This window comes from Streptomyces sp. NPDC023527, from assembly GCF_055560115.1.
Window position 1 is genome coordinate 363,406 of the sequence record NZ_JBVHJJ010000001.1, and the last position, 14,697, is coordinate 378,102.

Sequence of the window (14,697 nt, forward strand, 5' to 3'; positions counted from 1 at the left end):
CGGGGGGGGGGGGGGGGGGGGGGGGGGGGGTGTTGGGGGGGAAACCCCTCCCCCCCCCCCCCCCCCCACCCCCGCAGGCCCGACCCCGCCCAGCCACAAGCCCCGCGCAGCGGACACCGCCCCGCGCAGCGGGAAACGCGCCCGCACGAGGGCAACCGTGCTCACCCAGAATCCCGACCCGCCCCGCGCAGCGGAAACCGCTACGCGACAACCGTGACGTCGAGCTCACCATCCGCGTACTGCCGACGCAAAACCTTCTTGTCGAACTTCCCGACGGAAGTCTTCGGCACCGAGGTGACACGCGCCCACCGCTCCGGAAGCTGCCAGCGGGCAACCCGCTCGCCGAGGAACGCCTTCAGAGCCGGGTAGTCGCAGGTCGCGCCGTCCTTCAGGACCACCGTCGCCAGTGGCCGCTCGCCCCACTTCTCGTCCGGGACCGCCACCACGGCCGCCTCGGCGACGTCCGGGTGCGCCATCAAATGGTTCTCCAATTCAACCGAAGAGATCCATTCACCGCCCGACTTGATGACGTCCTTCGAACGGTCCGTCAGCTTCAGGAAGCCGTTCGGGTAGATCGCGCCGACGTCGCCCGTCCGCAGCCAGCCGTCTTCCGTGAACTTGTCCTTCGGACGCTCGTGTTCGGCGCCCGCCCCGCCGTAGTACGAGGCCGTGATCCACGGCCCGCGCACCTCCAGCTCGCCGGTCGACTCGCCGTCCCACGGCTGGATGCTGCCATCGGGCGCGGCCAGCCGCAGCTCCACACCGGCCGGCGGCCGCCCCGCGAGGATGCGGTACGGCCACGCCTCCTCGCCCGTCATCCCCAGCGGCGGGAACGCCATCGAGCCCAGCGGCGACGTCTCCGTCATGCCCCACGCCTGTACGAGCGTCACCCCGTGCCGGTCCTCCAGGTCCCGCATCAGCGCCGGCGGGCACGCGGAGCCCCCGACGATCACGGTCCGGAGGGACGACATGTCACGCGGCTTCGCGTCGAGTTCGGCGAGCAACCCCGCCCAGATCGTCGGGACGCCACCGCTGACGGTGGGCTTCTCCGCCTCGATCATGTCGGCGAGCGGCGCCGGCTGGAGGAACCGGTCGGGCATCAGCATCGACGTGCCCGCCATGAAGCACGCGAACGGCAGACCCCAGGCGTTGACGTGGAACATCGGCACGACGGGCAGGCACGTATCGGCCGGGGTCAGTCCGAAGGACGCGGCCGCGTTGACCTCCATGGCGTGCAGGTACACCGAACGGTGGCTGTACGCCACGCCCTTGGGGTCGCCCGTCGTCCCCGAGGTGTAGCAGAGGGCGGCGGCCTCGCGCTCGTCCAGCTCGGGCCAGTCGAAGTGGTCACCGGGGCGGCCCGCGAGCAGCTCCTCGTACTCGTGCACGGTGGGTCGACAGGACGCGAGGACGGACCTGTCCCCCGGGCCGGAGACGACGACATGCTCGACCGTACCGAGGTACGGCAGCAGCGGCGCGAGCAGCGGCAGCAGCGAACCACTGACGATGATCACGCGGTCGGCGGCGTGATTGACGATGTACGCGATCTGCTCGGGAGGCAGGCGCAGGTTCAGGGTGTGCAGGACGGCACCCATGGAGGGGACCGCGAGATACGCCTCCATGTGATCACTGTTGTTCCACATGAGCGTTCCGACCCGCTGGTCGCCCACCACCCCGAGCTCGTCCCGGAGCGCGTGCGCCAACTGCGTGGTGCGTTCGCCTATCTCGCGGAAACTGCGCCTCAACGGCTCGCCGTCCCCGGTCCAGGTCGTCACCTTCGCGTCCCCGTGCACGAGCGCACCGTGGAGGAGCATGCGGGTAACGGTCAGCGGTACGTCCTGCATCGTGCTCAGCACCGAGGGGCCTCCCATATCTACGCGCCGCGTTGCGCGAGGTAGTTCCCCGCGATTCTGCTTACGTTCCCCTCGGTAAGTCACTACCCTGCGGCCACGTTTTCGCTTGCCGCTCAGGGGGCGAGATCGCCGCTCTTGACAGCGGCGAGGAAGGTGGCCCAGGCGGAGGCCGGGAAGATCACGGCGGGGGCGTGGGGTCGCCGCTTGCTGTCGCGGACGGGGACGATGCCGCCGGGTATGTTGTCGGCGATTTCGAGGCATTCACCGTCTCCCACGCTGTACGTCGACTTGCGCCAAGTGGCTCGGCTCAGTCCGATTCGAGTGCTCTGCATGTGCCGAATTCCTCCATCGCCTTTTCAAGCCAGCTGATTGACGCAGATGGCGAGAGCGCCGAAGCCTGCACCAGGTCGTACCGATGCGAGTGCCGCGCTACCGCTCGCCGGTCCCTGACCAGATCGCCCCAGGATTCCGCTTCAACGTAGGCCACATCCGGGGCGTTGTCGAAGGACAGCAAGGTCAACGTTCCGCCCATGGCCGCATGCGCGCCCACCGCGAACGGCAGGACCTGCACCTCGATGTTCGGAGAATCGGCAGCGGCCAGGACATGAGCCAACTGCTCGTACATGACGGAAAAACCTCCGACCGGCCGTCGGAGCACCGCCTCGTCCAACACCACCCACAGCAGCGGAGGGTCTGGCTTCGCGAGCACGCTCCTCCGGGCGATCCGCGCGGCGACCTTTTCCTCGATGAAATCCGCCGTGAACCACGGGTAGGCAACTCGCATGATCTCCCGTGCGTACGCCTCGGTCTGCAACAGGCCAGGAACGTGGAACGGCAAGTACTTGTGCATGGCGCTGGCTTTGGCCTCGTACTCGACGTACTTGCGCACCCAGTCCGAATACGGAAGTCGCTTGACGTGCTCCCACAGATCGGACAGGTCTCCATCCGCGTCGAGGAGCTTGTCAAGCCGGTCGGAGATGTCTTTGGGAGGCACCTCTTTGCCCAGTTCGAACTGAGCGATCCGGTTGTGCGCGAGGGGGATTTGGTCACCCAATTCCCGCTGCGTCCAACCGGCTCGCGCACGCAGCTTGCGCAACTTCTTGCCGTACAGGGCCGCCAGGGACGTGGAAGGGTCGAGTTCCTTGGGAGCGGGCACCGTTGCCACCATTTTCGCCTTGATACGCCGAAAGCCGTTACCCCTGGTCAGCGTACTCCGCAGGGGCCATTCTCGTCACCGCATCAGCACACACAGTGAGGAGTCGAGCGGTGAGCACCCGGGCCGTGATCAAGCACATGTACTGGACGGTCCGGCCCGACGAGGAGCCGGACGCCAGGATTCGTACGTACGCGCAGGAGTGCGATCTGTGCGGGGAGGGGTCGCCCCGGTCGGCGGACCCGACGCCGACCATCGACTGGGTCCTCCGGCACGCGGGCGCGCACCCGTCGCACCGTTCGTACACCGAGATCATCAAGCGCGGCTGGCGCGCGGTGATGGACACCCCGGCGGCCCGCCCGTGACCGGCCGCGACTGCGCGCACCCGCCGGGTGGGTGGAGGAGGGGGCGGGCCGGCATGCGATGCGCCCATTGCGGCGTAGAGCGCTTCCCGTCCTACGGGACGATCGGCCTGGCGCTCCCCCTCCCGGACTACGCCCCACCGACCGGCTCCCGCATGGCCCTCGACAGACGTTAGGGGCGCCTCTCGCGGAAGCCGAGCGGGACGGGGCACCACCGCAGCACGCCAAGGCCGAGCCACTCGGACCGGCCACAGCCCCGGAGGTACGCACATGCCGCCCGCAACGCAGATCTGGCACCTACATGCCGAAGCGCTCGCCATGCGCGTCGCGCACCGCTCGTCACGATGACGCCCGGGTCTTCGTCGAGCCCGACGGCTCGACGTACCTGGCCCGCGGGAAATGGCTGGCCAAGTTGTAGCCCAGGCATCGAGATATCGTGGTGTGTCGGAGTGTCTGGCGAGAGAGGCGGCTCATGGCCGAAGCGGCGGGATCGGGTCCGGGTGATCTGATCGAGGTGTTCAAGGCCCTTGGCAACCCTGCCCGTTTGCAGATCATGCGGTGGCTGAAGGATCCCGAGACGCACTTCGGCGAGTACGAGCCGATCGCGGACCGCCGGACGGTCGGCGTGTGCGTCACGCACATCCAGGCGAAGTCGGGGCTCGCCCAGTCGACCGTCTCCGGCTACATGAGCACGCTCGAACGGGCGGGGCTCGTGCATCCCACCCGGGTGGGCAAGTGGACCCACTACCGGCGCGATGAAGAGCGGCTGGCGCAGGTGGCGCGAGCGATCGACACCACCATCTGATAACTCATTGACGCATCGCAATACGTCGATATGATTCTCTCATGTCGACCTTCGATGCTGCTCCCACCGCGCTGATCGTTCACGCTCACCCCGAGCCCCAGTCGTTCACCACCGCCCAGATGACCACCGCGGCTCAGGCTCTGCGTGATGCCGGGTACCGGGTCGACGTCCTCGACCTCTACGCCGACGCATGGGCCCCGGTCCTCGCCCGCGAGGAGTTCGCACCGGCGGAAGGCCACTTCAAGCCGCAGGCCGAGCAGATGCGCGCGGTCAAGGACGGGACGCTCGACGCGGCCGTCAAGGCGCATCTCGATCGGCTGCTCGCCGCTGATCTGCTCGTGCTGTCCTTCCCGATGTGGTGGTTCTCGTTGCCCGCCATCCTCAAGGGATGGGTGGACCGGGTCTTCGTGAGGGGCGGGGTCTTCGGCGGGGACCACGGACTCTTCGGCGACGCGGCGCTCGCCGGGAAGCGCGCGATGCTGCTGTTCACGACCGGCGGGTCCAGTGAGTCGTTCCGCCCTGGTGGCGCCTTCGGCCCGATGGACGACTTCCTGTTCCACATCCACCGCGGGATGCTGGAGTTCGTCGGATTCCAGACGCTCGACCCCGTGGTCACCCATGGACCCGCCCAGATGACCGACCAGGAACGAACGGCGGCGCTGGACGCGGTCAGGGACTCCGTCGCGCTCATCGCGGCGGATTCGCGGGCCACGAACGGGCCCGCTTCCGCGGTTCGGTGACCGACCGGGAACACGCGATGCAGGCCGAGGAGAGCTGCTGAGCGGCCGCCGCATGGCCGGCAGGAGCCGACCCCACCCCCACGCCGCTCTCACCGCTCGTACAGCTCGTACCCCTCGCAGAGCAGGATGCTGAGGGAACTGTCGGGTTCGATGCTGGCCGGGAATTCGGGCGTCCACTCTTCGCCCTCGGCGAGCGCCATGACTTGCAGATCGAGAAGTACCGTGGCCATTTCCTGTCCCTTCTCCGCCCGCGCTGTTCTCTCCTGTTCATCGATGCCCGCTGAAACGAGTGGGTACGGGCGTCGCGCATCCGCGAGCCGGAGCAACGGGCGCGTGCGTACCCCTCGAACGAGCGCGGCGCTCACGCCCCGAGCATGCGCCGGGCCCGCTCCACCAGGGCGCGGGCGGCCGGGCTCATGGGACCGTCCTCGCGCCAGGCGAGGGCGAGGCCCCCGCGCAGCTCCGGCTCATGGATCACCAGCGTGTGCAGGTCGGCCCTCGACCGGGCCAGGCCCTCCGGAATGATCGCGGCGCCGAGTCCTCGCGCGGCCAGCTTCGCGAGCACCACCGGACTGCCGGCCTCGAACGCGACGCGCGGGGCGATCCCGGCGGCCGCGCAGGCGCCGTCGAGGATCGACCGGATTCCCGTGCCCTGCGGGAGGCTGATCAGCACCTGGTCGTGCAGGGCCGCGAGCGGGATCGTCGGTTCTGCCGCCAGTTCGTCGTCCAGGCCGACGGCGGCCACGATGCGCTCCTCGACGATGGTGTGGATCGCGAGGCCCGGCGGCAGCGGCTCGCCGAACGCGATGATCGCCGCGTCCAGCCGGCCGGACCGCAGCGCGTCGGCGAGCTCGTGGGAATTGGCTTCGACGAGGGTGATCTCCACGCCGGGGTGAGCCGCGTGGAACTCCGCCAGCAGCGCGGGCAGATCGACATCGTGCGAGGTCACCATGCCGATGGCGACGCGCCCGCGCACCATCCCGGCCATCTCGTCCACGGCGAGTCGCACCCCGTGCACCGCCGTCAGGGCCGCGCGCGCGTACGGGAGGACGACCTCGCCGACCTCCGTCAGCCGCACGGCGCGCCCCGACCGGTCCAGCAGCTCCTGGCCGAGCTCCCGTTCCAGCCTGCGGATCTGCGCGCTGACACCGGGCTGGGCGACGTGCAACTTCTCTGCCGCACGGGTGAAGTTGGCCTCCTCGGCCACGGTCACGAAGTACTCCAGCTGGCGAAGTTCCATAACGAATGATTCTAGCTACGAGCATGACTAGATCTTGGACTTCTGGATCAGGCGGGAGGAGGCTGGGAGCGCGGGAACGGCAGGGCCCGCACCGAAGACAAGAGGAGCTGAGCGGCATGAGCATGGACACCACCCCTCGCCCGCGCGCCACCGCCCCCGAGGACATCGCCCGGATGTTCGTGGAGCGCGCCAACGCCGGTGACGCCGAAGGGCTCGCCGAGCTGTACGCGGAAGACGCCGTCCTCGCCTTCCCGCCGGGTGAGCGGACGGTCGGCCGTGAGGCGATCCGCGCGCTGTTCGAGCAGATGGTGGCGCAGGCACCGCGGTTCACGGTGGAGGAGCCGCTGCCGACCCTGCGCCACGGCGACCTCGCCGTCACCTCGACGCGGCCGGCCGACAACTCCGGCGGGCGCGTCCAGGTCGCGCGGCAGCAGCCGGACGGTACGTGGCTGCGCATCATCGACCGCCCCGAGATCACCGGCTGACCATGCGCGTCCTCATAGCCGGGGCCGGCATCGGCGGCCTCACCACCGCGCTCACCCTCCACGCCGCGGGCATCGAGGCGGCCCTGATCGAGGGCTCCCGCGAACTGCGCCCGCTGGGCGTCGGCATCAACGTCCTCCCGCACGCCGTGCGGGAACTCACCGACCTCGGTCTCGGCGACGACCTGGCCCGTATCGGCGTCGCCATCACCGAGAACGTCTACTGCGACCGGTCGGGGGCCACGCTCTTCGCCGAGAAGCGCGGGCTCCCCGGGGGATACGACCGGCCGCAGTACGCCGTGCACCGCGGGCAGTTGCAGATGCTGCTGCTGTCCGCGGTGCGCGAGCGGCTCGGCCCGGACGCGGTCCGCACCGGCGCCCGGCTGACGGGGTTCACGCAGGACGCCGACGCCGTACGGGCCCGGGTCGGCGGTACGGACATCGCGGCCGACGTGCTGATCGGCGCGGACGGCCTGCACTCGGCGGTGCGGGCCCAACTGCACCCGGACCAGGGACCACTGGCGTGGTCCGGCGTACGGATGTGGCGCGGGGTGACCGAGGCCGCGCCCTTCCTCGACGGCCGTTCGATGGTCATCGCGAGGGGCGAGGGCAGCGAGGCGAACTGCGAGCTCATCGCCTATCCGATCGGCCCGAACCTGATCAACTGGGTGGCCCAGGTCCAGGTGGCCGACCCCGGCCCGCTGCCCGGCGACGCGAACTGGAACCTCCCGGGCCACCCGGAAGACGTCCTGCACCACATCGGCCACTGGGACCTCGGCCTGCTCGACGTCCCCTCCCTGGTCACCGGCAGCCGGATGATCCTCGAATACCCCATGGTCGACCGTGACCCCCTGCCGTCGTGGGGCTCGGGCCGGGTCACCCTGCTGGGTGACGCCGCCCACCCCATGTATCCCCTCGGCGCGAACGGCGCGTCCCAGGCGATCGTCGACGCGCGCGTCCTGGCCGACGAGCTCGCGGCCGCCGGCCTGCCCCACGGCCTGGCCGCGTACGAGAAGGCGCGCCGCGATGCGACGGCGGCCGTCATCGCCGCGAACCGCGAGATGCGGCGCGGCGTGGACGCCCGTACCCCCGCCGAACTCGCCCGCATCACCGAGGACTACCGCCGCGCCACCGGCGCCGACCGCCGGCCCGGCCGGCACTACCCCGGGAAGGCGGCTACGTGAACGCGCCGCACGCCCGCCCTCATCCCGTCCGGCCGAACCCGCAAGGACGGGATACCAAGGGCACCCCCTGGCCATGAGCGGAGGGCCCGGCCGAAACGCACCGGCTCTTCGCGCTCGTAGGGGTGCCGTACCCCGGGCTGATAGGCGCGTTGGTTCGCACGCCCCTCTCAGAGGACCTGGAAGTTGGCCATCATGGCCATGTCCTCGTGTTCGAGGTTGTGGCAGTGGAGCATGTAGCGGCCCCGGTAGCCGTCGAAGCGGACGAGGACGTCGACGACCTCGTAGGGCCGTACGTCCACCGTGTCCTTCCACCCCGCATCAGTGGCGGCCGGGGCACGGCCGTTTCGGGAGAGCACCTGGAAGTGCGCGAGGTGCACGTGGACGGGGTGGTGGAAGTCGCTGCTGAACCTCCACCGCTCCACCGTGCCCAGGCGGGGTGTGGCCAGCAGGGTCCTTGTGTCGAAGGGGCGGCCGTTGACCGTCCACATCTGCCGGTCGTCCACGCCTTCGGTGCGGCGGAAGTCGAACCTGCGGACCGCCGCCGCCTCGCTCGCCTTCAGCGTCTCCAGCTTGGACAGGCGGCGCGGGATCGCGCTGTCGTCCTTGCCACGGCGGGTGATGCGGAAGCGCATCACCTGGCGCATGCGGCCCTGGCCCAGGGTGTTGACGAGGGTGACGTCGCTGCCGACCGGGTAGGCGGAGAAGTCGACGACGACGTCGAACCGTTCCGCCGGGGCCATGGAGAGGGTGTTCAGCTGTTGCGGCGCGGCCAGCAGGCCGGCGTCGCTGCCGATCTGGGTGAAGGAGCTTCCGGTGCGGGGCGTGGGTTCCAGGGCCAGGCGGTAGCGGCGGGCGTTGGAGGCGTTCAGCAGTCGCAGCCTGTAGCGGGTGGCGGAGACTTCCAGGCGCGGCCAGGGGGCACCGTTGACCAGCTGGACGTCACCCAGGACGCCGTCCATGTAGGCGTCGCGGACGCCGGGGGCGCCGGTGCAGGAGGGGTCCAGGGCCGGGTAGCGGAAGGCGCCGTCGGCGTCGAAGGACCGGTCGCAGAGCATCAGCGGGAGGTCCCGTTCGCCGTGAGGCAGCGGAAGCGCGTCCTCTTCCTCGTCGTGGACGAGGAAGAAGCCGGCCAGCCCACGCCAGACCTGTGGGGCGCTGAAGTCCATGCGGTGGTCGTGGTACCAGAGCGTGGCGGCACGCTGGTTCAGCGGATATTCGTACGTCCGGTAGCCCTCGCGCACGTTCCAGTCGGACGGCGCGACGTGCATGGCGTGCCCGGCCTGCTGGCCCTTGAGGACGTCCTTGCGGAGCCGGGGGTCGCAGCCCGCGGGCAGGAGCAGGTCGGTGGGGTAGCCGTCGTGCTCCGGTGGAGTGACGCCGCCGTGCAGATGGGTCGCGGTCGGCACGGGCAGCTTGTTGAGGACCCGCACGGTCACGGGGCGACCCGAGCGGCCGGTGAAGGTCGGGCCGGGGAAGATCCCGTCGTAGCCCCAAACGGCGGTCTTCAGGCCCGGAAGGATCTCCACGGCCGCCTCCCGCTGAACGACCTCGTACGTGTCCCGGCCACGGCGGGTACGTACCGGCCGGGCCACGCGCGGGACCGGCAGCGGTACGGAGAAGGGCTCGGGAAGCTTCGCCGTGCTGGTGAGGGTGCGGCCGGTGGACCGACCGGCCAGCTGCGCGTACCCGGCGGCGCCCAGGGTCACGGCCGATCCGGCACCGGTGAGCAGTCCCAGCAGAGCACGGCGCGAGAGCTGTGGCGTCATCTCTCCCCCTGGGTTCGGAAGGTGAGGGCCCAGCAGGTCAGTGCGGCGGCGAGGCCGAAAAGGGCCATGCCGAGGGGGATGTGCCCGGCGAGGATCCGGGCGTGTCCCAGGGCCTGCTGACCTGTGATCAGGGCGAGCAGGAGCACGGTCGCCGCGACCGGCCAGCGCGGGCCCTGGGCGCGGAACCGGATCAGCGCGGTGGCGGCGATCTGCAGGGCGGCGAGCGTGGACAGCGCCTGGGCGTTGGCGTCGTGCCAGCGCAGCAGCTCCACGTCCCCGGTGACGAACAGCCCTGCCAGAGCGGCCTGGAACAGGGTGTCGAGCAGAAACAGGCAGGCGAGCGCCCGCATGACGGTGACGGGCCACTGGCTCGCCTGCGACCGTGCCCGCCGCGTCTCGGTTGTCGGTACGACGACACTGCTCAGGGCGCTCATGCGGCGGCCTCCGGCAAGCTGTGCTCGTACGCCTCGTAGCCGTCCTCGATGCCGAGGAAGATGTCCTTGAACGTCAGGTATCCCTGGCCGACGAGCGGGGTGTCGCGCAGTTCCTCGACCAGGAAGTAGTAGGCCGTGAGGTCCTCGGTCTCCAGCAGCGCGAAGTCGGTGAAGCGCGTCTGGAACGCCTCGGCGTCGACGAACCGCATCCGCACCCGGTCCTCGTACTTCGCGACGATGGGACCGATATGGGTCTCCTTCAAGCGCCGCCGCTCCGCACGCGGCAGCGCCAGCCACAACGGCGAGAACGAGTAGCCCAGGACAATCACGAATGCCATGCGGTGCCCCCATCGCGCCCCGGGCGGACGGCCACGGGGCAGAAATAGTTAACAGTGTTTACCAGGCGGGTCGTAAGATACAGCTAACACCGTTTACCGAGTCAAGCCCGGGGCCCCGAGGAAGCCGGATCCGGGCCGGGCCCGAGAGCAGGAGAAGCCGCACATGGCCGACAAGCCCCCCACCCAGCGCGCTCGGCAGCGCGCGCAGACCGAGGCGGGCATCCTGCGCACGGCACGGCGCCTGCTCGCGGAGGCGGGCCCCACCGCCCTGACCCTGCGGGCCATCGCCCGCGAGCTCGGCATGACCGCACCGGCCATCTATCGCTACTTCCCCGACCACCGCGCTCTCGTCCAGGCCGTCGTCGCCGACCTCTACCAGGACCTGGCGGCCACGCTGGAAGCCGCGCGCGACGAACACCCCCAGGCGCCGACTGCCCAGAAGCTGGCGTCCGCCGCTCGCACGCTGCGGCTGTGGGCACTCTCGCACCGCCGCGAGTTCAGCCTTCTGTTCGGCAAGCCCATCGCCGACGCCGGCACGGCACCCGACGACCCCTCGCACGAAGCGAGCTGGCGCTTCGGCCAGGTATTCCTCACACTCATGACCGAGCTGTGGCGCGAGGGAACCATCCCGGCCCCGCCACCTGCCGACAGCCGGAGCGAGCCGGCCTGGCTGGAGCAGCTGGAGGAACTGCGCGAGCACCTGACCGATGACGTGCCGCTACCCGTCCTGCACGTCTTCGTCCAGGCATGGGTACGGCTGTACGGCGTCATCTCGATGGAGACCTTCGGCCACCTGGACTTCGCGCTCGCCGACCCCGAGCCCCTCTTCGAGCAGACGCTGCGCGAGGTCCTGGCCATGTTCGGGACCCACGTCGGCTGACAACCGGCGACTCCGGGAAGCGTGACTGAACGGCACAATGCTGCCGGACGACCTGAACGGCGCGTGCCGGACCGCCGGCCACCAGCCAGGACGGCGGGCGGCCCCCCTGACGAATCTTTCACCTCGCCGACCACGGCCGCCGACGGGTGCAGCCTCCAGCCGCACCGGACGGCTTGCCTTTCCTTCCAGGGCCGTCGGCGTCCGCGGACCTCGCAAATCCGCCGCCTAACCTATTCGGTGCCCCAACGCAGCGGCCTCCTCGGCGAGCTTCGGGAAGTCCGCCGTGGGGTTGAGCGTGCGGACGAGCTCCGGGGTGAGCGGGGCCCCGGCGAGGACGGCCGCCACCGCGTCCCGGTCGACGGGGCATTCGAAATAGTCCTCGGCCCACTCGGCGTACGCCTCGCCACCACCGTCGAGCAGCAGCTCGAAGAGGAAGTCCGCCCCGTCGGTCTCGCCGTCCTCGAACTCCACCGGCCCGCAGTGCCACCTGTCGTCCCCGGTCTCCCGCCACGCGCAGACCGTGGCGTCGAAGAACCCGTCGAACTCGAACGCCGGCTCGGCGGCGTAATGGGCGAGCGCCGGAGGGAGGCCGTCGAGCAGGCCCGGCCAGTGGGCGCGGTCGTCCTCGCGCCAGGGTGTGGCGTCGCTTTCGTGGTCGAAGCCGTAGAGGAAGACCCCGGCCGGGTCGAAGACGATGGCGTAGAGATCACCGCCGCCGTTGTCCATCTCCGCCAGCGCGACCCCGTCACCCCAGGCGGGGTCGAAGCTGTATGTGCGATAACTCGGATCGAAAACGGCGTCGAGCACGGCGAGGGCCCGGCAGCGCTCCAGGAGCACCGCCGGGTCGGGCAGCTGGGCCACGAGCTCCAGAACGGTCATGGCGACCATTCAACTCCCCACCACTGACAATCGGACCCGGCCGGATCCGCCGGGTTCGCGTCAGCGCCCGGCGGAGTTGCGGCGGCGGGCCACGACGACCAGGCCCGCACCGGCGGCGACGGCCGAAGCCGTGCCGCCGATCGCCCAGGGGGCGTCGAAACCGGCGCCGGTGGTGGCGAGTCCGGTGCTGCCACCGACGGGCTTCAGCCTTGTCCTTCGCGGCCTTGTCCATGGCGGCCTTGTCCTTGGCGGCCTTGGCCGCGGCTTCCACGAAGGTCGGGCCGTTGCTCTTGTCGGACAGCACCTGGGCGATGGCGACCCGGTTGTCCTCGTCACGGGCCGCGTACTGGCCCTTCTCTCATCGATACGCGGGGACGCCGACCATCGTCAACAACAGGTTGACCGCACCGAACTTCGCACGTCAGAACGGGCGTTGAAGGCCCGCGCGGACGGTCGCGCTTGCGATACGGTGGCCGGGATTCGGCTGCTTCGTGACGAAGCGAAGCGGCCCTCGACGGTGCGGGAACACCGGTCGAGGGCCTACACCCACAAGGTCTGCATAGGAGGACCTCGGGATGCTCCGGCATGCTATCGCCCCCGCGCGATTCTTCTCCCAGGTACCGAACGAGATCATTCGGCATCCGCGCCTGTCGGCCGAGGCCGTACGGCTACTGCTGTGGCAGCTCTCCCTGCCGGAGGACGTGCGCACCCCCCTGCACGTGACGGCGACGCAGGCGGCCATCAAGAAGACGGCGTTCATCCGCGCGAAGCGGGAGCTGATGGCGGAGGGCTACGTGCACGAATGGCGCCGCCAGGGCGCGGACGGCCGGTGGACGACGACCCAGCTGGTCTCGAACGTCCCCCTGTCGGCGGAGGAGGCCACGGCCTTACGCGACCCCGCAGCACCGACAGTCGCGAAACCGGCCGTCGGTGAACCGACAGGTCGGGCGGTCGGCCGTCACCCAGACAACACTGAAGAGAACACTGACGACCCTCCCTCCCAGCCCTCCGGAATCCCGCAGCCGTTGATCGAGCGCGGCGGGCTGGTCCTGGCCTCGGTCTCGCACCGCGAACGAAGGCTCCGGCTGACCGGCAGGGACGTACAGCAACTGGCCACCCTGGCGGGTGAATGGCTGCTGCGGGGAGCGACCGTCAAGGAAATCCGCGAGGCCCTGACGGACGGCCTCCCCGACCGCGTCCATTCCCCGGCGGCCCTGGCCCGCAACCGCCTCACCCGCAAGATGCCGGACGCCCCACGGCTCGGCGCGGACGCGCCTGGGGTTCGGCCGTTGCAGCCGTGCGACGGGGGCTGTGAACGGGTGTTCCGACCGCTGGCGGAGGAGACGAGCTGCCGGGACTGCCGGGTGGAGGCGGCGGAGGAACGGCGGGATAGTGGGGTGGGCTCCCTGGGTGGCGCCCAGGCGGCTCTACCGGCTTACTGAGAACTCGGGAGCGACGACAACCATGCCTGGTCCCAAGCGACTTGAGCCGGAGACTTCACTGGCCGCCGTCTACGGCAAGAAAGTCCGCAAGCTGCGGACTCGCGCGGGCTGGACGCAGCGTGAGCTGGGCGAGAAGGTCTACGTCACGCACAGCCGGATCGCGAAGATCGAGCTGGGGACGGAGTCGCTGCCCAGGCAACTCTCGAACGCTCTGGACGATGTCCTTGGCGCAGAGGGCGACTTGACGGACCTGTGGGAACATCTCGGCTACATCCCGCCCTTTCCCAATTGGTCCCGCCAGTTCTTCGAGTACGAGGCCAAAGCGACGAGGATGCATAAGTTCGCGCAGATCATCCCTGGGCTGACCCAGACGGAGGAGTTCATGCGGGCGCTCTTCCGCTCGGGAGAGATTTACGGCGGCCTCAGCCTGGAGGAGAAGGTGGCTGTCCGCCTCGGTCGGCAGGCCCTGCTCGAAACGCCCACTCCCCCATGGTTGTGGATCATTCTGGATCAGTCCGTACTCCACCGGGTCGTGGGCGGACGAGAGGTCATGCGGCGGCAACTGGAACATCTTCTGGACCTCTCCGAACGGCCCAACATCCACGTGCAAGTTCTCCCGTACGAGACTGCGGAGACCGTCACGATGGGCGGCTCGCTCACCATCCTGACGCTCCCCAACAGGCACGAGGTGGTGCACCTGGAGGGCGTGCAGTCCGGCGGGACCATCGAAGAGCCCGAAGAGGTCGCGAAGTACGCGGGAATCTACGACCGCCTACAGGCGAACGCACTCCCCCCGAAGACGTCCACGGACTTGATCCGCGAGGTAATGGAGGAGCAGTACCCATGCGTGCCGTCCCAACCGACATGAGCGCTGCCGTATGGCGCAAGAGCAGCTACAGCAACAGAGAGGGCGGCGACTGCGTCGAAATCGCCGACCACATACCCGGCACCGTCCTGCTCCGTGACTCCAAGCACCCCCAAGGCCCGGCCCTGACGATCCCCGCCGAGGCATGGGCCGCATTCGTCACCGCGATAAAGCCGTAGGACGGCCCATGTAGTCGAATGAGGCGTGACGCGCGCAGCGCCCCCGCGTTGGCCAGGCGCATTCGCCCGTCGGCGTCACCGACCCTCCGGAGTCC

At 69.8% G+C, this 14,697-nt stretch carries 19 protein-coding genes; 10 read left to right on the top strand and 9 right to left on the bottom strand.

Annotated elements, in window-relative coordinates; genetic code table 11:
• Nucleotides 1-200: 200 nt before the first annotated feature.
• The 3 genes from ACZ303_RS01620 to ACZ303_RS01630 form a co-directional block, all read right to left on the bottom strand.
• Entirely contained in the window at nucleotides 201-1,856 is a 1,656-nt protein-coding gene (locus ACZ303_RS01620; protein ID WP_467333937.1) for a long-chain fatty acid--CoA ligase, read from the bottom strand.
• A gap of 110 nt (nucleotides 1,857-1,966) precedes the next feature.
• The gene (locus tag ACZ303_RS01625) at nucleotides 1,967-2,185 is read right to left on the bottom strand and encodes a DUF397 domain-containing protein (RefSeq protein ID WP_467333939.1); all 219 of its coding nucleotides are present in this window, start codon (nucleotides 2,183-2,185) and stop codon (nucleotides 1,967-1,969) included.
• Nucleotides 2,161-3,021, bottom strand: a complete 861-nt coding sequence (locus tag ACZ303_RS01630; RefSeq protein ID WP_467333941.1) for a helix-turn-helix domain-containing protein — start codon at nucleotides 3,019-3,021, stop codon at nucleotides 2,161-2,163. Before ACZ303_RS01630 ends, ACZ303_RS01625 begins: the two co-directional genes overlap by 25 nt.
• 98 nt (nucleotides 3,022-3,119) lie before the next feature.
• Between ACZ303_RS01630 and ACZ303_RS01635 the strand changes: the two genes are divergently transcribed.
• The 4 genes from ACZ303_RS01635 (at nucleotide 3,120) to ACZ303_RS01650 (ending at nucleotide 4,913) form a co-directional block, all read left to right on the top strand.
• Nucleotides 3,120-3,371: a DUF7848 domain-containing protein gene (locus ACZ303_RS01635; RefSeq protein ID WP_467333943.1), complete on the top strand. Its 252-nt coding sequence runs from the start codon at nucleotides 3,120-3,122 to the stop codon at nucleotides 3,369-3,371.
• Nucleotides 3,368-3,544 carry a DUF6255 family natural product biosynthesis protein gene (locus ACZ303_RS01640; protein ID WP_467333946.1) on the top strand — a complete coding sequence of 59 codons (177 nt, stop codon included), beginning with the start codon at nucleotides 3,368-3,370 and terminating at the stop codon, nucleotides 3,542-3,544. The genes ACZ303_RS01635 and ACZ303_RS01640 overlap by 4 nt, the downstream gene beginning before the upstream one ends.
• Before the next feature lie 296 nt (nucleotides 3,545-3,840).
• Entirely contained in the window at nucleotides 3,841-4,173 is a 333-nt protein-coding gene (locus ACZ303_RS01645) for an ArsR/SmtB family transcription factor (RefSeq protein WP_467333948.1), read from the top strand.
• A gap of 41 nt (nucleotides 4,174-4,214) precedes the next feature.
• A complete protein-coding gene (locus ACZ303_RS01650) occupies nucleotides 4,215-4,913 on the top strand; it encodes an NAD(P)H-dependent oxidoreductase (protein ID WP_467333950.1) in 699 nt (232 codons plus the stop codon).
• A gap of 89 nt (nucleotides 4,914-5,002) precedes the next feature.
• On the opposite strand, the gene ACZ303_RS01655 is transcribed toward ACZ303_RS01650, so the two are convergent.
• Entirely contained in the window at nucleotides 5,003-5,278 is a 276-nt protein-coding gene (locus ACZ303_RS01655) for a hypothetical protein (RefSeq protein ID WP_467333952.1), read from the bottom strand.
• A complete protein-coding gene (locus tag ACZ303_RS01660) occupies nucleotides 5,275-6,153 on the bottom strand; it encodes a LysR family transcriptional regulator (protein ID WP_467333954.1) in 879 nt (292 codons plus the stop codon). Before ACZ303_RS01660 ends, ACZ303_RS01655 begins: the two co-directional genes overlap by 4 nt.
• A gap of 116 nt (nucleotides 6,154-6,269) precedes the next feature.
• Here ACZ303_RS01660 and ACZ303_RS01665 point away from each other — a divergent pair, with 116 nt between their 5' ends.
• Together ACZ303_RS01665 and ACZ303_RS01670 are read left to right on the top strand one after the other, a co-directional pair.
• Nucleotides 6,270-6,638, top strand: a complete 369-nt coding sequence (locus tag ACZ303_RS01665; protein ID WP_467333956.1) for a YybH family protein — start codon at nucleotides 6,270-6,272, stop codon at nucleotides 6,636-6,638.
• 2 nt (nucleotides 6,639-6,640) lie between these two features.
• Entirely contained in the window at nucleotides 6,641-7,819 is a 1,179-nt protein-coding gene (locus tag ACZ303_RS01670) for a flavin-dependent oxidoreductase (RefSeq protein WP_467333958.1), read from the top strand.
• Nucleotides 7,820-7,986: 167 nt separating this feature from the next.
• On the opposite strand, the gene ACZ303_RS01675 is transcribed toward ACZ303_RS01670, so the two are convergent.
• From ACZ303_RS01675 to ACZ303_RS01685, 3 genes are read right to left on the bottom strand one after another with little or no spacing between them, the layout of a single operon-like run.
• The gene (locus ACZ303_RS01675; protein ID WP_467333960.1) at nucleotides 7,987-9,585 is read right to left on the bottom strand and encodes a multicopper oxidase family protein; all 1,599 of its coding nucleotides are present in this window, start codon (nucleotides 9,583-9,585) and stop codon (nucleotides 7,987-7,989) included.
• Nucleotides 9,582-10,019, bottom strand: a complete 438-nt coding sequence (locus ACZ303_RS01680) for a hypothetical protein (protein ID WP_467333962.1) — start codon at nucleotides 10,017-10,019, stop codon at nucleotides 9,582-9,584. The genes ACZ303_RS01675 and ACZ303_RS01680 overlap by 4 nt, the downstream gene beginning before the upstream one ends.
• On the bottom strand, nucleotides 10,016-10,357 hold the full coding sequence (locus ACZ303_RS01685; protein WP_467333964.1) for a darcynin family protein: 342 nt from the start codon (nucleotides 10,355-10,357) through the stop codon (nucleotides 10,016-10,018). Before ACZ303_RS01685 ends, ACZ303_RS01680 begins: the two co-directional genes overlap by 4 nt.
• 163 nt (nucleotides 10,358-10,520) lie before the next feature.
• Between ACZ303_RS01685 and ACZ303_RS01690 the strand changes: the two genes are divergently transcribed.
• Nucleotides 10,521-11,237: a TetR/AcrR family transcriptional regulator gene (locus tag ACZ303_RS01690; RefSeq protein WP_467333966.1), complete on the top strand. Its 717-nt coding sequence runs from the start codon at nucleotides 10,521-10,523 to the stop codon at nucleotides 11,235-11,237.
• Nucleotides 11,238-11,462: 225 nt separating this feature from the next.
• On the opposite strand, the gene ACZ303_RS01695 is transcribed toward ACZ303_RS01690, so the two are convergent.
• Nucleotides 11,463-12,116: a hypothetical protein gene (locus ACZ303_RS01695; protein ID WP_467333968.1), complete on the bottom strand. Its 654-nt coding sequence runs from the start codon at nucleotides 12,114-12,116 to the stop codon at nucleotides 11,463-11,465.
• Between the two features lie 575 nt (nucleotides 12,117-12,691).
• Between ACZ303_RS01695 and ACZ303_RS01700 the strand changes: the two genes are divergently transcribed.
• Genes ACZ303_RS01700 through ACZ303_RS01710 form a run of 3 tightly spaced genes read left to right on the top strand, consistent with a single transcriptional unit; the run spans nucleotide 12,692 to nucleotide 14,602 of the window.
• Nucleotides 12,692-13,558 carry a hypothetical protein gene (locus ACZ303_RS01700; protein WP_467333970.1) on the top strand — a complete coding sequence of 289 codons (867 nt, stop codon included), beginning with the start codon at nucleotides 12,692-12,694 and terminating at the stop codon, nucleotides 13,556-13,558.
• Between the two features lie 22 nt (nucleotides 13,559-13,580).
• Complete coding sequence (locus tag ACZ303_RS01705) at nucleotides 13,581-14,426, top strand: helix-turn-helix domain-containing protein (RefSeq protein ID WP_467333972.1); 846 nt, start codon at nucleotides 13,581-13,583, stop codon at nucleotides 14,424-14,426.
• Entirely contained in the window at nucleotides 14,402-14,602 is a 201-nt protein-coding gene (locus ACZ303_RS01710; RefSeq protein ID WP_467333974.1) for a DUF397 domain-containing protein, read from the top strand. Before ACZ303_RS01705 ends, ACZ303_RS01710 begins: the two co-directional genes overlap by 25 nt.
• The last annotated feature ends 95 nt before the right edge of the window (nucleotides 14,603-14,697 follow it).

Bases quoted from the DNA above. Each gene is read 5' to 3' on its own strand.
- ACZ303_RS01700 (WP_467333970.1), top strand. From the start codon at position 12,692: ATGCTCCGGCATGCTATCGCCCCCGCGCGATTCTTCTCCCAGGTACCG.
- ACZ303_RS01685 (WP_467333964.1), bottom strand. From the start codon at position 10,357: ATGGCATTCGTGATTGTCCTGGGCTACTCGTTCTCGCCGTTGTGGCTG.
- ACZ303_RS01705 (WP_467333972.1), top strand. From the start codon at position 13,581: ATGCCTGGTCCCAAGCGACTTGAGCCGGAGACTTCACTGGCCGCCGTC.
- ACZ303_RS01660 (WP_467333954.1), bottom strand. From the start codon at position 6,153: ATGGAACTTCGCCAGCTGGAGTACTTCGTGACCGTGGCCGAGGAGGCC.
- ACZ303_RS01650 (WP_467333950.1), top strand. From the start codon at position 4,215: ATGTCGACCTTCGATGCTGCTCCCACCGCGCTGATCGTTCACGCTCAC.
- ACZ303_RS01690 (WP_467333966.1), top strand. From the start codon at position 10,521: ATGGCCGACAAGCCCCCCACCCAGCGCGCTCGGCAGCGCGCGCAGACC.
- ACZ303_RS01675 (WP_467333960.1), bottom strand. From the start codon at position 9,585: ATGACGCCACAGCTCTCGCGCCGTGCTCTGCTGGGACTGCTCACCGGT.
- ACZ303_RS01665 (WP_467333956.1), top strand. From the start codon at position 6,270: ATGAGCATGGACACCACCCCTCGCCCGCGCGCCACCGCCCCCGAGGAC.
- ACZ303_RS01670 (WP_467333958.1), top strand. From the start codon at position 6,641: ATGCGCGTCCTCATAGCCGGGGCCGGCATCGGCGGCCTCACCACCGCG.
- ACZ303_RS01680 (WP_467333962.1), bottom strand. From the start codon at position 10,019: ATGAGCGCCCTGAGCAGTGTCGTCGTACCGACAACCGAGACGCGGCGG.
- ACZ303_RS01625 (WP_467333939.1), bottom strand. From the start codon at position 2,185: ATGCAGAGCACTCGAATCGGACTGAGCCGAGCCACTTGGCGCAAGTCG.
- ACZ303_RS01710 (WP_467333974.1), top strand. From the start codon at position 14,402: ATGCGTGCCGTCCCAACCGACATGAGCGCTGCCGTATGGCGCAAGAGC.
- ACZ303_RS01695 (WP_467333968.1), bottom strand. From the start codon at position 12,116: ATGACCGTTCTGGAGCTCGTGGCCCAGCTGCCCGACCCGGCGGTGCTC.
- ACZ303_RS01645 (WP_467333948.1), top strand. From the start codon at position 3,841: ATGGCCGAAGCGGCGGGATCGGGTCCGGGTGATCTGATCGAGGTGTTC.
- ACZ303_RS01630 (WP_467333941.1), bottom strand. From the start codon at position 3,021: ATGGTGGCAACGGTGCCCGCTCCCAAGGAACTCGACCCTTCCACGTCC.